A 13,662-nucleotide genomic window follows, 5' to 3' on the forward strand; every position below is an offset into this window, starting at 1 on the left:
AGTCCAAAAATCTCTTTTGGAATAAAGGCGGAATTATAACTTAAATACATAAAATATAGCTTAATTTAAGTTTTAATTAATTAGATGTTATTGCGTTATTTGATTATTTTCATCTGTGGAATCCTTTTTAAAAGGGGGTCCTTTTTGTAAAAGTGTGGTGAGTGTGGCAGCTTTTTGTGGGTCCATTTTTGAGAGAATCTTGCTTGTGATTTTTGTATCTAGCGCAAAAAGGATTGTGGCGGCTTCATCATCTGGCAGGCTCTGTAAAATCGCTGCGGATTTAGAATCCTTCATTGTGGTATAAGTTTCGCTAATTTTGCTCTGTGTGATGCCTTTTATCTCTTTTAAAATTTCTTCGTTGCGTTTTAGTAATCTTTCAATTTTTTCTTGGCGTTCTTGGATCTCTTTTTGAGTGTTGGCAATGGCCAATTCACGCTTTTTTAGATCTTGCTCTTTTTGATCAAGCACATTTTGAGTGGCACTTTGCAGGGCTTGTAAGGCTTGCTGTTGCTCATCAATCTTTTCAAGTTCTCTTAAAATTTCACTTTTGCGCTGTTCGAAGATAATATTGCAATCAATCACTCTATTGCCTTCATTTGCGCTAAGGTAAATGGGGGCAAATGCGCTTAAGAGAATAGAATAAAGGCGTTTCATTATAGATTCCTTTCGCGTTTGTTTGTGTGGAGCATTACGGAGATTTCATCTAGATCTTTACTCTCTTTAATGCGTGCTTTTTCAAGCAGTTTTTTAACTTCCAAGCCATCTAAATATTTTGCTTTTTCATATTCTATATTATGTAGCTTGAAATGTTCTTGCAACTCTCTTTTTTGTTGTCTTAATATCGCTAATTCTTGCATTTTAAAGTCAATACTAGAGCGATATTCTTCTTTATGGTGGGCAAAAGTTAAAAAAGCTTGGTAGATTCCACTTTGTGGTTCTTTTAGTGTGGCAAACTCTGCTACAAGTGCATCAATTTCACCTTGTTTTGCTAGGATTTGTTGTGCGTTTTTTTGTAGCATCAACTCTGCTTCATCTACCTTTCTTTTGCGCAAAAGTACAAGTTGTGTAAATTTTGTTTTCATTCTCTAAAAATTGTGTCGTTTCTGTCAGGGCTTGTGGAAATCATCGTAATTTTCACACCAATAAACTTTTCTAGGGCTAAAATATAATCTTGCGCGTCTTTTGGAAGATTTTCAAACTCCCTAACACCAGCGGTTTTATCCCAGCCTTTAAAGCTTGTATAAAGTGGCGTAACTTGTGATAAATCACTTGGAAAATCTTCTAAAATCTCGCCATTTTTGTCTTTATATCCTGTGCAAACTTGAATTGTCTCAAAGCCATCTAGCACATCAAGTTTCATCATTGCAAGCGCACTTACGCCATTAATGCGACAGGCATATTTAACCGCCATTGCATCAAGCCAACCACAACGCCTTGCGCGCCCAGTTGTTACACCAAACTCACCGCCTTTTGTGCGGAGTGTTTCGCCAATTTCACCTAACTCTTCTGTAGGAAAAGGACCATTGCCTACACGCGTGCAATAAGCTTTTGTAATGCCAATTACTTCGCCTAGTTCGCGTGGCGCAATCCCTGTGCCATTACAAGCTCCTGCTGCTGTGGTTGTAGAGCTTGTTACAAAGGGATAAGTTCCAAAGTCAATATCTAGCATACTGCCTTGCGCGCCTTCACATAGGATTTTTTCGTTATTATCCATTGCCTTCCATAGCATTGCAGTAGTGTTTGCAAGGTAAGGCAAAAGTGCCTTTGCATAGGAATCTAACTCATTCCTAATAGAATCAAGGCTAAAAGTTGGAATCGTATTTTCCTTTGCGTTTAGGGCTTGGAGCTTATCAAAGACTTTTTGCGCTAGAGTTTGCGTGTCTTTTAGCTCTTCAATGCGGATTCCATTGCGTGAGATTTTATCAGTGTATGCTGGTCCTATCCCTTTGCCTGTTGTGCCAATGGCAACTTTAGCCTTTTCTTCACTAAGTTTATCTAATAATTCGTGGTAAGAGAGAATCAAATGTGCCTTGGTACTAATAAATAATCTGCCCTTAAGTCCGCCGTGCATACTTTCAAATTGTGCCATTTCAGAAATTAATGCCTTTGGGCTAATAACAACTCCATTACCGATAATATTTTTACAGCTTGGATAAAGAATGCCAGAAGGAATTAAATGCAGGGCGTATTTTTTGCCATCAACTACAATTGTGTGTCCTGCATTATGTCCGCCTTGATAGCGCACAACAAAATCATAATTGCGTGCTAGCAAATCTACCATTTTGCCCTTGCCTTCATCGCCCCATTGAATTCCTACGATTAAATCTGCTTTACTCACCATCACTCCTTAATAAATATTGAATTAAATCATCTGTGTAAATTCCAAATCCACAAGCATTTTGCTCTAAAATCGCGTATTCCCCGCCTAAAATTAGTGTGGAATTTTCTGCAAAAAATCTAAAAAACAAACCTGTGTAATAGCTCATCGGTGCATAATATAAAGGGGAGATAATGCAATTTGCATAAGGAATTTCTTTTGCAAGCTCTAAGAGTTGTTCTAAGGCATATTTTAGATTCTGCTCTAGTGTGTTGTAGTGTTGTAAAAACTCTTGCAAGGATTGCTGATTATGCACATATAGAAGTTCTTGCATAATAGGGCTAGAATTGGAGATGGCTTCTACATCAATGTTTTTAAATGCAACAAGCGGAATCTTAAAAATTTCTGCACAAATTTGTGGAATGCGGACATTTGCGAGTTGCAAAAATGGCTTTTGTTTAGGATTTGGGTTGATAGAATTTAAAAAGTTAGAATCCAAAATATCCAAAGATATTTTAATAAATGGCGTGATGTCGCAATTTTCTAGATTTTCCACGCCAATTTGGTGGATTTCAGTTGTGGGATAAATAAAAATGGGCTGAATATAAAACCAACGCTTGCTTAAAGCATTTTCACGCAAATGTGGAGCTAAAAGGCGGATTGTATCAATAGTAGAATCATTGCGCAAGGCAATTTGATGATTATATTGATTATTGGTTCGCACAACTTCTCTGCTTTTTATATCGCGCTGGTATTCTAAATAAGCAAAGGCTGGAGTGATAATCTCTTCGTATCCATTTTTGTATAAAATTGTGCTAGCAAGGGTTTCAATCTCGCGCTTTAAGCGCGCACTTTTACCAAAGTAAAGCTTACAGCCCTGTGGAATCTCGTGGCTTAAAATCACAAATTTCCTTCAATATTAATCTAAAAGGGAGCATTGTAGCATATTTTAAATGAAACTTTTAGCTAATTTTTAAGGTTCTATCGCTAGAGCTAAAATAAAACTTCTTTTTGTAGAAAATTCTTGTAAAACTTCTTTGCTAGAGTCGTGGTAGATTCCAAAAACATCTACAAAATAATAGGTGATGGTTTTAGACTCCGTTGTTTGTGTAAGGGTTGGGTTAAATTGTTTAAGGATTGCAATGTAGCGATAATCTTCAATTTGTATGGAAAATTCTGTGAAATCTGCAGGAATCAATGTTTTGTCTATGAGCGCAGTCTTTAGGGCTTCTTTCACGCTTGCTAAATGCAAATCAAGCCACAAAATGCGTGGGTTTAGGCTCTCTAGTGTGTGGATTTTTTGCTCAGATTTTGTAGAAAGAATTAAAACAAATGCGCCTAAAATCACAAATAAAATTAAAGGAAGTAGAATAATTCCTTTACGCATCATAGCTCTACAACCACGCTACTAACACAATAAGCATCCTTTTGCAAACAAAGGCGCATATAAATCCCTAAAGCGTGAGATTTGAGGCTAAAGTGGCTTAGATTTTCCACAAGCGTAATGGAGCTTCCATTTTGTTCTAAAATAATAGAATCGCTAAAATGCAAGTGCGTAGGAGTCTTTAAAAAATAAAGTTGGGGAGAGAGTTTTGTAATAGGCTGTAATCTTAGCGCATTTGGAAGTTCTAGAATGATAGAATCTGCATTTAAATGTAAAATTCTGCCTTGAAAATTTGGGTTATAAAAATCTTGTGGAGCAATAAAGTTTTCTGTAACCAAAAGGGCAGTTTTTGGAAGTTTGAAATTGCAAGTGTTTGGTGTGTTGGAAAGTTTTAAAAAATCTAGAGTCAATGTGCTGTCTGTAATCTTTAAGCTTTTTGGATTGAAAACGCCGTGAAAACACGGAATTGCAAAATCTTCATGTAATGTAAAAGATTCCATTTTTTCATAGAAGACAAGAGTTTTTCCAATTAAATTTGTTGGAATTGTGGAGATTTTTGCGTTAGGCAGAATTTGTAAGCTTGTTAGATAGGTATTTTCAAGCAAGCGCTTAATTTGTAGAAGTGCATTTTGTGCTTCTAGTTGTTTTTGAAAGTTTTGATGGTTTAAATTATAATTTTTATAGACTCCTAGAAGTAATTTTGTGCTAAAAATTCCAAAAATTCCTAGTAAAATCATAGCAAGTAAAACTTCTAAAAGGGTAAAAGCATTCCTGTTTTTAAACATTAGTGTGCCTTTGTGGCATTGACTTCAAAAAGGGGAGTAAGTGTTGGAATGTTGGAATCCAAAATGCAATTTGGAGTTACTTTGTTACAAAAAGTTACAAATTCATAAGAAAAATCCTGTGTGTTTTGTGAGTTTTTACTAAAATTTTGTCTAAAATTTCCCAAGATTCCAACAATGATTACACTTAAAATTGCCATAAAAACCAAAAATTCTAAGAGTGCAAATGCTTTCATGAAAAAATTATATAGACTTGTGCTTAAAAAGTAAAATTTAGTTTAATTTATGCTAAGTTTAATTTCTAGAATCAAATAAATTTTCTAAGGAATTATCTTTTGAAATGCTTTAAGAGTGATTGTATAGTGTTTTACACGCTGTTTTTAGATGAAAAAGAAATGCAAAGTCAAGCAAATAGTGAAAATTTGCGTGACTTTTTAGAAGAGAAAATTTGTGTGGTGCTAAATCTACCAAGAGAAAAGGAATATTTTTTACGCTATGCTTTATCTGAGAGCGGCAATGCTTATCATTGCGTGCTATTGGATAAAGAAATTTTGGCAAGCTATGTAAGTGATGCGACAGAGTATTTAAGTCATCCTTGTTTTTTGTGTGGAATTCAGAATGGCTATGTTTTAATAAAAGATTGGAATCTAAATTGGGTATTTATAGGATTTAAAGAACAAAATATTGTAGATTTTTACGCGCTAGATAGTCTAGGGGAAATGTGCGAAAAGTTAGAGCTTTTGAGTTTAGATGGAATTTGGTTGTGGGAAGTTGGAGAGATTACAACTGACGAAAAAGAGAGTTTAAAAAAGTTAAAATTTAATCTACACTTTATGGTGCAAGATTTGGAAAATATGGAGTTGCCAGAGACTTGGAATTTCAATCCCATTGAAAAATCTTTGCCATTTTTAAAAATGCGTGTGGGAATGGCTTTGGGTTCTTTGGCGGCTGGGGTTACATTAGGATTAGTGTTATGGGGTATTTTAGCTTTTGTAGGATTGCTTGAGCAGAGAAAAAATGCAAATTTGAAAATGCAAATTAATGCACTACAAAATGAGCTTGAAATACTGGGAAAAAGTCGCACTCAAGCACAAAACACACTTATAAGTCTGCAAGAAAAATTACAAAATTTACAGGTAGTTTATCACGCAAATGTGGAATCATTAAAGAGCTTTAGAGAGACAGATTTTCAAGTGGCGCAATCTATCAGCGCGCTAAATCCTTATTTAGAAAAATTCAATGTCAAAATTGCATATTTTGGAGTTGAAAAAGATGGTGTTATGCTGCTTTTGATAGGGAAAAATGCGCTAAAGATTTTAGAGATAATAGAGGAGGAATCTTTGGGTAAAGTGCATACAATGGGGGAGTATGGCGAATTTGTGTGGAGCGTGATTAAGCAGTGAGAAGCTTTGGTTTGCAAATAGAATCCTTTTTACAACTTCGCTCAATGCGCGAAATGGTGTTGCTTTTAGTGCTGCTTTTTGTACTAGGGTTTGCATTTGTCGTGGTGATATTTTTTGAAAGAACACAAAACGCAATTACAGAAAAAAAGGCGTTAAATATGGAGTTAAACCATGCATTGTATGCCTTGCAAAATGAAATTACATCGCAGAAAAATTTAAATGTCCAAGATACGGAAACAATTCATAGAGAAATCACATCAATGGAACAAAAAATAGCGCAGCAAGAGGAGCGAAAAAGGCTTGCATTAGAAAAATTTGGTGTGTATTTTTTAAGAGAATTGACAGATGTTAATGCTCTTTATGGTGTAAAAATCGCGCAAGAAAATAGACAGATTAGCCTAGAAGCAATGGGAAAATATAGTGCCATGCTTGATTTTTTGAAAGCCTTACAAGCTCAACCTAAACTCTCGCTTTTTGCAATGCAACTCTATCCTAATTCAGTTTCAAGGGATTTAGTGCTGTATTTAGTCTTGCAAATTCAAGGTGGCTAATGCGTTTATTTGCGATGGTTTTGCTGACTCAAATGCTTTTTAGCGATCCATTTTATTATGGGGATATGGAATTTAGAAGAGGTCTAAAACTTTTTGGAATCTTGCATACTAAAGCAAATATTAATGGAGAGTGGGTGGAGATTAATGCAAGTTTTGCGCACGCAAATGAAAGTTTTAAACTCTTGGCATTGCAAGATTCTTGTGTGATTTTAGAAAATATGGAATCCAAAAAGAAACAAAAGCTTTGTAAGGATAAGCCTAAATTTATTAAAGAAAGAGGAAAGGGAAAGTGAAGCGGTTTTTGGTAATTTTTCTCTGTGTTTTTGGTGGGGAGCTTTTGGCGTGTAAAAATCGCGTGTTTAATTTAAGTGTGCAAGAATATGCAGTGAGTGTGCAAGAGATTTTAAGCGAGTTTTCAGGCGTTTGCCATTTTAGTGTGGTGTGGAATGAAGCAGAAGTAGAATCGCGTTTAAATCAAAAGTTATCAATGGTTAATATTAAAGATAAAGATTTAAATTTTATCTTAGAATTGCTTTTTAGTGCGGCAAATTTACATTATGATTTTAGTGGAGATGTTTTGCTTCTAAGTGTGCAAAAAACAAAGACTTTTAAAATCAACTATTTAAGCACAAATCGACAAGGGATCAGTAATACAGCAGTTTCTATTAATAATGAAGAAAGCCAAAGTGTTACAGAAAATGTGCAAGATAAAGTGAGTCAATCTGGAATTGTGATTAAAAGTGAGGATGGTTTTAACTTTTGGGAACATATTAATACAGAGATTTTGGCACTGCTTGGAGAGAGTGAAAACAATGGGAGAGTGATTATTAACAAAGGGGCTGGGCTAATTAGTGTAAAGGGAGATAAAAAGTCTCTTCAAAAGGTGGAATCGTATATTGAGGCTTTACATAAAAGATTGCAAAAACAAGTACTAATTGATGTGCAAATCCTAAGTGTGCGTCATAATAATGTTAAAACAATGGGAATAAATTGGGATTCTCTCTACAATCTCCAAAATCTTATGATTCCGCCATTTAGCGAGAGTGCGACACTTGGCGGAAATGGAGAGATTGGTAGCACAAGTGGAATAAGTATTACAGGTGGCAGCAAAGGAAGTAGCGTGCAATATGGGCTAAATATCTTTTCAGCCGGGCTTAGTTTGAACCGTATTGTGGAGTTTTTGAAAGGTTATGGGGAAGTGCAATCTATCTCAAATCCCAAGGTGCTAACGCTAAACAATCAACCAGCAATGATTAGTGTAGGTGATATTTTGCGCTACAAAAAGAGTAATATTTATCAAAACACAAACGCTCAAACCACGCTTACAAATACAAATAACGAATACCCTAGCATTTTTGCAGGCGTTTTGCTAGATATTACACCTTTGGTTTTTGAAGACTCCATAATGCTTAAGGTTAATCCATCTATTACAAAAACAAAGGATATGCAGACAAAAATTGCTGCAAGTGCATTTGATGCGCCTCCAAATCTTACTACAAATCAATTAAGCTCTATTGTAAAGGTTAAAAACAATCAAAAGGTAATTTTAGGTGGGCTTATCGCGCAAAATACAGCCAAAGAAAGTAATAAAATTCCACTTCTTGGAGATATTCCACTTATTAAACCACTCTTTTCTTACACGCACGATTCCATTAGCACAGAAGAGATTGTCTTTATTATCACACCACGCATTATTGAAGAAGAAGAGTTGAGTTTAGCAAAACTTGGATATACGCTAATAGGAGATGAATAATGTTGCGCTTTGCTATTTTTTGTATGAGTTTTGGAGCTTTGGTGCTGATGCTAGAGTATTTTTTTGGAGTTAAGAAGTTGGAATCTCAAATGATGAAGCAATCACAAATTCCGCAAGAAAAGCCTTGTTTTTATGTGAAAGTAAATACGCTTAATGTAAGGCAAGCTCCAAATATACAAGCACAAATCTTGCAAACCTTGTCAAAGGACACAAAAGTGTGTGAATATTTTGGCGTAGAAAATGGATTTTTGCGTCTTTCTAGCGGCTATGTTTCTGCAGAGTATTTAAGCCTTAAAAGAATGGAAAAATCAAAAGTTACAAATATTTCAATTCCTAAAAAAGAATCTAAAATCCTGCTGACAAGCACGCAAAAAATGCCCCAAAAAGATAATTTACAGCTTGCACGCCTTGCCATATCTAATCAGGATTATACAAAGGCTAAAACGCTTGCTCTAAAAATCAATCAAGAAAATCCCAAAAACATTGAAAGTTGGGAGATTTTTACTAAGGCTTTGTATTTGGAAGGAAACAAAAATGAAGCAATGTTGATTTTACAAAAAATCCTAGCGCAAAGCCCCAATAAAACACTTTTGGAATTATTAGAACAAATGCGCAAAGGAGAGAGAATTTGAAGCTAAATAGTGCGCAAATGCGCTATTTTGGCGCAATGATCTTAGAAGAAAACAAAGAATGCTTACGCGTAGCACTTCTAAAGCAAGAGAGTAATCCACACAAAGACACTTTAAGAAGCCTTTTTAAGCCATTAAATGTAGAATTTACAGAAATTAAGGAATCTAAATTTTTAGAACATTTAGAAGAGATAAAACAAAGAGAAACTTTAGAAAATTTATTAGATAAAATCAATCAAGAAATCAAATTTGATTCTAAAGGGCAAGGCTTAAATAGTGGAAAATCTAGCGTGCAAGAGTTGGTGCATTTTATCCTACAAAGGGCTGTGTTAGAGCGCGCAAGCGATGTGCATTTTGAGTTAGATTTACAAAATATGCGTATTAGATTCCGTATTGATGGAGTTTTGATAGAAAGATTTTGCTTAGAATCGTGGGTATTTGCGCCACTTAGCACTAGTATAAAACTTCTAGCACATTTAAATTTGACAGAGTCTAAACTCTCACAAGATGGACGTTTTAGCCTAAACTTAACAGATGATAACAATTTACAAAAAACTTTTGATTTTCGTGTTTCAACGCTTCCTTTGGTGCAAGGGGAATCTATAGTGCTTAGGATTTTAGATAAGCATAAAACGCTTATGCCATTAGAATCTTTAGGCTTTGGGGGGCAAGAATTAGAGCTTATTAAAAGCCTATCCACACTCCCCTTTGGATTAATTTTAATCACAGGTCCAACAGGAAGTGGAAAAAGCACAACAATGTATGGAATCTTAAATATTTTAAAAGGACGGAATCTAAAAATCATCACACTTGAAGATCCTGTGGAATACCGCTTGGAGCATATTAATCAAGTGGCAATGAGCAAAGAAGTGGAGTTTGTAAGTGTGCTACGCAATGTGTTAAGGCAAGATCCTGATGTGATAAGTTTAGGCGAAGTGCGGGATAAAGAGAGTTTGCAGCTTGCCATTCAAGCGGCTTTTACTGGGCATTTAGTCTTTGCGACATTGCATACAAATGACGCGTTAGATTCTATTGTGAGATTGTTAGATATGGGTGTGGAGGCGCATTTTATCACGCAAGCCTTAAGTGGAATCTTAGCGCAAAGATTGCTTAGAAAACTCTGTGATTGCAAGCAAAAAAAGGGGGAAGTTTGGACTCCAAAAGGTTGTGTGAAATGCAATTACACAGGCTATTTTGGGAGGATTGCTATTGTTGAGGTAGTGCGTGCTTCTAAGGAATTAGAAAGTTTTATAAAAGGTGGAATCCAAAAAGCAAAAATGCTAGAAATACTAGATTCCATTACGCCAAATTTTACTCTAGAACAAAAAGCTAGAGAGTTAGTGAAACTAGGAATTACCGATGAATGTGAAGTGTATCGTGTGGTGAAAAATGCGCTTTTTAGTTAAATATAAATCTCAAGGCAAGATTTATACAAAGGTTTTTAAAGCGCACTCGCAAGCGGAGCTAGAGCGGAATTTAAAAGGTATTATAGTATTAGAAATTACTCCAAAATCAAATCTTTTAGAGCTTCAAAGAAAGATTGGAGCAAAAGATTTATTGAGCGCATTTTATGAGTTTAAATTAGGCTTAAAAGCGCGTTTGCCCTTGCAAACTTTGCTAGAAAATCTCCAAAATCATTGCAAAAACAAAACACTTAAAATCCGATTCCAAAAAGCACTTTTGGCATTAAATTCTGGGAAAAATCTTGCACAAAGCTTTAAAGAAGCAGGATTTTCAGATTTTATTTGTGCGATGCTTTTAATTGGGCAAAAGGCAAATCTGCTCTTAGAAGTTGTAGAGCTTGTGATTTTACGCCTTAAAAATGATCAGAAAAATCAAAAAATCTTAACAAAGGTTATGTTATATCCTAGTGTGGTTTTTTGTGTGATGGTTTGCGTATTTTTAGGCGTTACACTATTTGTGCTTCCGCAATTTGAAGTGCTATTTAGTGGAGTGGATGCAGAGCTTCCTTTTGTGAGTCGGAGCTTGCTTTTTATGCGTGGATTGGTGCTTGACTTTGGTCTTTTGACTTCGGGCGTTTTTGTTCTATTGAGCGTGATATTTTTTTGGGCTTATAAAAATATGGAATCCTTAAGGTGGCGCGTGGATTTTTTACTTTTAAAGATTCCATTTTTAGGGTGGGTTTTAAAGGATTTTGAAAGAGTGCAATTTCTTTTAAGCTTCTTTTGGCTGTATCGCTCTAAAGTCCCATTGCAAGAAGTTTTAGAGATTTCTATTAAAGCATTGCACAATGCATATTTAAAGCATAAAGCAAGCGGAATCTTTAGTAAAGTTTCACAAGGAGTGGAAATAAAAGATGCGCTTGGCGTGATGTTTGATGGATTTGGTGTGCAACTTTTAAGTGCAACTCACAATGAAGCAGGATTTTTAGAAAGTCTTGAAGTGTTGCTGGAGTTGTATCAAGAAGAATTGCAAACGCATTCAGAAGCACTTTTAGGAGCGATTGAGCCTGTGATGATTCTTGTGCTTGGAGTGCTTGTTTTATGGCTTGCGCTTGGAATCTTTTTGCCGCTTTGGGAGCTTCCTTTGCAAATGCAAAGCCTATAAGAGTCTTTATAGTCTTGCGCTAACTTGCTCTTTTGGTAAAATTCCTTTTAGATCATACACAACAACTTTTCCACGATTGTTAAAATCTAGTGCTTTAAACTTATCGTGGGCTACGGCTAAAATCACAGCTTGATAATCTTGCAGGCTAAATTTGTTAAAATCGCTCAAGGTTAGTCCATACTCGTGCTTGACTTCTTCAGCGCTCGCCCAAGGGTCATACACATCAACTTGGCATTCAAAATCTTTAAGTTCTTTAACAATATCCACAACGCGCGAGTTGCGGATATCTGGGCAATTTTCTTTGAAGGTTACACCTAGAATTGCAACTTTTCCTTTAACAATTTGATGGGAGTTTTTCACCATCAGCTTAATCACCTTATTTGCAACTACAATCCCCATATTGTCGTTAATATGACGCCCTGCTAAAATCACTTGAGAGTGATAACCTAGCGATTCTGCCTTGTGTGTGAGATAGTAAGGATCAACGCTAATGCAATGCCCGCCAACAAGCCCCGGACGGAATGGTAAGAAATTCCACTTGCTCCCTGCTGCTTCTAAAACATCAAGCGTATCAATGCCAAGTCTATCAAAAATTAACGCAAGTTCATTAACAAATGCAATGTTAATATCGCGCTGGGAGTTTTCAATCACCTTTGCTGCTTCGGCAACTTTAATGCTAGAAGCCTTATGTGTGCCAGCGGTGATAATGCTAGAATATAGTGCATCTACTTCATCAGCAATAGACGGAGTTGAACCACTAGTTACTTTTTTGATATTTGGCAAGCGGTGTTGTTTATCACCCGGGTTAATGCGTTCTGGAGAATAACCACAAAAGAAATCTACATTAAATTTTAGCCCACTCTCTTTTTCTAAAATTGGCACGCAATCTTCTTCGGTGCAACCCGGATAAACTGTGCTTTCATAGATCACAATATCTCCTTTGCTTAGCACCTTTCCTACACTTTGGGAAGCCTTTTTAAGTGGTGTTAAGTCTGGTTTATTGTAGTTATCAATGGGAGTTGGCACAGTTACAATGTAAATTTGTGCTTCTTTTAAGTCGTCTAAATTTGTGGTAAATTGCAAATGTTTTGCTTCTTTTAACTCCTGTGCATCCACTTCTAGAGTGCGATCGTATCCACTTTTTAGCTCATCAATACGCTTTTGATAAATATCAAATCCTATCACTTTATAGGTTTTTCCAAATTCTACTGCTAAGGGAAGCCCAACATAGCCAAGTCCAATAATCGCAAGAGTTTTCATCTCAATCCTTTAAAATTTTTAAAATTTTATCTAGTTTTGATAAATAAAGGGTAAAGAGCATAAATTATAAACAATGAAATATGAGGCTTTAGAAAATGATTTATAAGTTGTGCTAGAATTTTACTTTTAGCATTTGCGCGGAAAATTTGAAATTCAAGGAAGTAAATATGAGAAAGTTAATTTTTGGATTCCTTAGTGTTTTAGTATTTAGTGGTTGCGTAACGACAACTTTACAGACAAAAGCAACAATGTCGCAAAGTGTCTTTATAGAACCTGTAAATGCAATACAAAAAGTTATTTTTGTATCTGTTAAAAATACAAGTGGGGAACAGATTAATTTGCAGCAGAGCATAGAAGCTAAACTTTCACAAAAGGGCTACAAAATCACGCAGAACCCTGATGAAGCAACCTTTATTTTGCAAGCAAATATTTTGTATTGCGATATTAAACAAGAAAACAATGCAAAGGATGCTGCGATTTTAGGAGGGGCTGCTGGAGCTGGAGTAGGTGTATATAATCATTCTAGTGCAACAGGTGGCGTTGTGGGTGGATTAGCTGGGGCTGCTGTTGGGGGATTGCTTGGAAAATTGACAGAAGATAAGATTTTTCAAATGCAAGTAGATATTAACATACGCCAAAAGAAACAAGAAGTCTTAGCAAACAGTGCGCAACGCGTAGGGCAATCTAGTGTTTCTAATCAACAAAGGGCAGGGTTTCTCAATAGTTTTGGCGGAAATGTGCGTGATACACAAGGTGGAGGAAGATTATACGATAACATAGACAATTATAATCAGCAAGTTTATGAACGCAATTATATAGAGCATCAAACAACACTTTTTGCCGAAGCAACAAAGCTAAATCTAACGCTTGAAGAAGCAATTCCGGTTTTAGAAGATAAAATTTCTAATCAAATCTCTGGAATTTTCTAGGCTTTTGCCTAGTAATTTTTAACTCTCAAAATTTAATTTTTAACACAAAAAATCTCAATCAAGCTTTATTGATTTTTAAGAAATTT

General features: G+C 35.6%; 16 protein-coding genes. 8 read left to right on the forward strand and 8 right to left on the reverse strand.

Annotation, left to right across the window (positions count from 1 at the left end; translation table 11 throughout):
* Nucleotides 1–87: 87 nt before the first annotated feature.
* The 7 genes from IP358_RS00170 to IP358_RS00200 all read right to left on the reverse strand — a co-directional run bounded on the left by IP358_RS00170 (nt 88) and on the right by IP358_RS00200 (nt 4,719).
* Nucleotides 88–654 (reverse strand): MotE family protein, encoded by a 567-nt coding sequence (locus IP358_RS00170; RefSeq protein WP_006802284.1) that lies wholly within the window; start codon nt 652–654, stop codon nt 88–90.
* Nucleotides 654–1,082: a flagellar export protein FliJ gene (locus IP358_RS00175; RefSeq protein ID WP_006802283.1), complete on the reverse strand. Its 429-nt coding sequence runs from the start codon at nt 1,080–1,082 to the stop codon at nt 654–656. Before IP358_RS00175 ends, IP358_RS00170 begins: the two co-directional genes overlap by 1 nt.
* On the reverse strand, nt 1,079–2,341 hold the full coding sequence (locus IP358_RS00180) for an adenylosuccinate synthase (RefSeq protein WP_040498321.1): 1,263 nt from the start codon (nt 2,339–2,341) through the stop codon (nt 1,079–1,081). Before IP358_RS00180 ends, IP358_RS00175 begins: the two co-directional genes overlap by 4 nt.
* Nucleotides 2,331–3,221, reverse strand: coding sequence for an ATP phosphoribosyltransferase regulatory subunit (locus IP358_RS00185; protein WP_006802281.1), 891 nt, complete (start codon nt 3,219–3,221; stop codon nt 2,331–2,333). The genes IP358_RS00180 and IP358_RS00185 overlap by 11 nt, the downstream gene beginning before the upstream one ends.
* 69 nt (nt 3,222–3,290) lie before the next feature.
* On the reverse strand, nt 3,291–3,704 hold the full coding sequence (locus tag IP358_RS00190) for a hypothetical protein (RefSeq protein WP_040498458.1): 414 nt from the start codon (nt 3,702–3,704) through the stop codon (nt 3,291–3,293).
* On the reverse strand, nt 3,704–4,486 hold the full coding sequence (locus tag IP358_RS00195) for a PulJ/GspJ family protein (protein WP_006802279.1): 783 nt from the start codon (nt 4,484–4,486) through the stop codon (nt 3,704–3,706). The genes IP358_RS00190 and IP358_RS00195 overlap by 1 nt, the downstream gene beginning before the upstream one ends.
* Nucleotides 4,486–4,719, reverse strand: coding sequence for a type II secretion system protein (locus IP358_RS00200; RefSeq protein WP_006802278.1), 234 nt, complete (start codon nt 4,717–4,719; stop codon nt 4,486–4,488). Before IP358_RS00200 ends, IP358_RS00195 begins: the two co-directional genes overlap by 1 nt.
* Before the next feature lie 99 nt (nt 4,720–4,818).
* On the opposite strand from IP358_RS00200, the gene IP358_RS00205 reads away from it, so the two are divergent.
* From IP358_RS00205 to IP358_RS00235, 7 genes are read left to right on the forward strand one after another with little or no spacing between them, the layout of a single operon-like run.
* On the forward strand, nt 4,819–5,886 hold the full coding sequence (locus IP358_RS00205) for a hypothetical protein (protein WP_006802277.1): 1,068 nt from the start codon (nt 4,819–4,821) through the stop codon (nt 5,884–5,886).
* A gap of 11 nt (nt 5,887–5,897) precedes the next feature.
* Nucleotides 5,898–6,437 carry a hypothetical protein gene (locus IP358_RS00210; RefSeq protein WP_143440558.1) on the forward strand — a complete coding sequence of 180 codons (540 nt, stop codon included), beginning with the start codon at nt 5,898–5,900 and terminating at the stop codon, nt 6,435–6,437.
* Nucleotides 6,437–6,730: a hypothetical protein gene (locus IP358_RS00215; protein ID WP_006802275.1), complete on the forward strand. Its 294-nt coding sequence runs from the start codon at nt 6,437–6,439 to the stop codon at nt 6,728–6,730. The genes IP358_RS00210 and IP358_RS00215 overlap by 1 nt, the downstream gene beginning before the upstream one ends.
* Nucleotides 6,727–8,190 carry a pilus (MSHA type) biogenesis protein MshL gene (gene mshL, locus IP358_RS00220; RefSeq protein ID WP_006802274.1) on the forward strand — a complete coding sequence of 488 codons (1,464 nt, stop codon included), beginning with the start codon at nt 6,727–6,729 and terminating at the stop codon, nt 8,188–8,190. Before IP358_RS00215 ends, mshL begins: the two co-directional genes overlap by 4 nt.
* Nucleotides 8,190–8,822: an SH3 domain-containing protein gene (locus IP358_RS00225; RefSeq protein WP_006802273.1), complete on the forward strand. Its 633-nt coding sequence runs from the start codon at nt 8,190–8,192 to the stop codon at nt 8,820–8,822. The genes mshL and IP358_RS00225 overlap by 1 nt, the downstream gene beginning before the upstream one ends.
* Nucleotides 8,819–10,225: a GspE/PulE family protein gene (locus IP358_RS00230; protein WP_006802272.1), complete on the forward strand. Its 1,407-nt coding sequence runs from the start codon at nt 8,819–8,821 to the stop codon at nt 10,223–10,225. Before IP358_RS00225 ends, IP358_RS00230 begins: the two co-directional genes overlap by 4 nt.
* Nucleotides 10,209–11,387, forward strand: coding sequence for a type II secretion system F family protein (locus tag IP358_RS00235; RefSeq protein WP_006802271.1), 1,179 nt, complete (start codon nt 10,209–10,211; stop codon nt 11,385–11,387). Before IP358_RS00230 ends, IP358_RS00235 begins: the two co-directional genes overlap by 17 nt.
* Nucleotides 11,388–11,393: 6 nt before the next feature.
* Here the strand turns inward: IP358_RS00235 and tviB are convergent, their stop codons facing one another.
* A complete protein-coding gene (gene tviB, locus IP358_RS00240) occupies nt 11,394–12,647 on the reverse strand; it encodes a Vi polysaccharide biosynthesis UDP-N-acetylglucosamine C-6 dehydrogenase TviB (protein ID WP_006802270.1) in 1,254 nt (417 codons plus the stop codon).
* A gap of 167 nt (nt 12,648–12,814) precedes the next feature.
* On the opposite strand from tviB, the gene IP358_RS00245 reads away from it, so the two are divergent.
* Complete coding sequence (locus IP358_RS00245) at nt 12,815–13,576, forward strand: complement resistance protein TraT (protein ID WP_040498320.1); 762 nt, start codon at nt 12,815–12,817, stop codon at nt 13,574–13,576.
* Nucleotides 13,577–13,662 lie beyond the last annotated feature (86 nt).

Origin of the sequence: Helicobacter winghamensis ATCC BAA-430, assembly GCF_028751035.1 — a bacterium.
GTDB classification, from domain to species: domain Bacteria; phylum Campylobacterota; class Campylobacteria; order Campylobacterales; family Helicobacteraceae; genus Helicobacter_D; species Helicobacter_D winghamensis.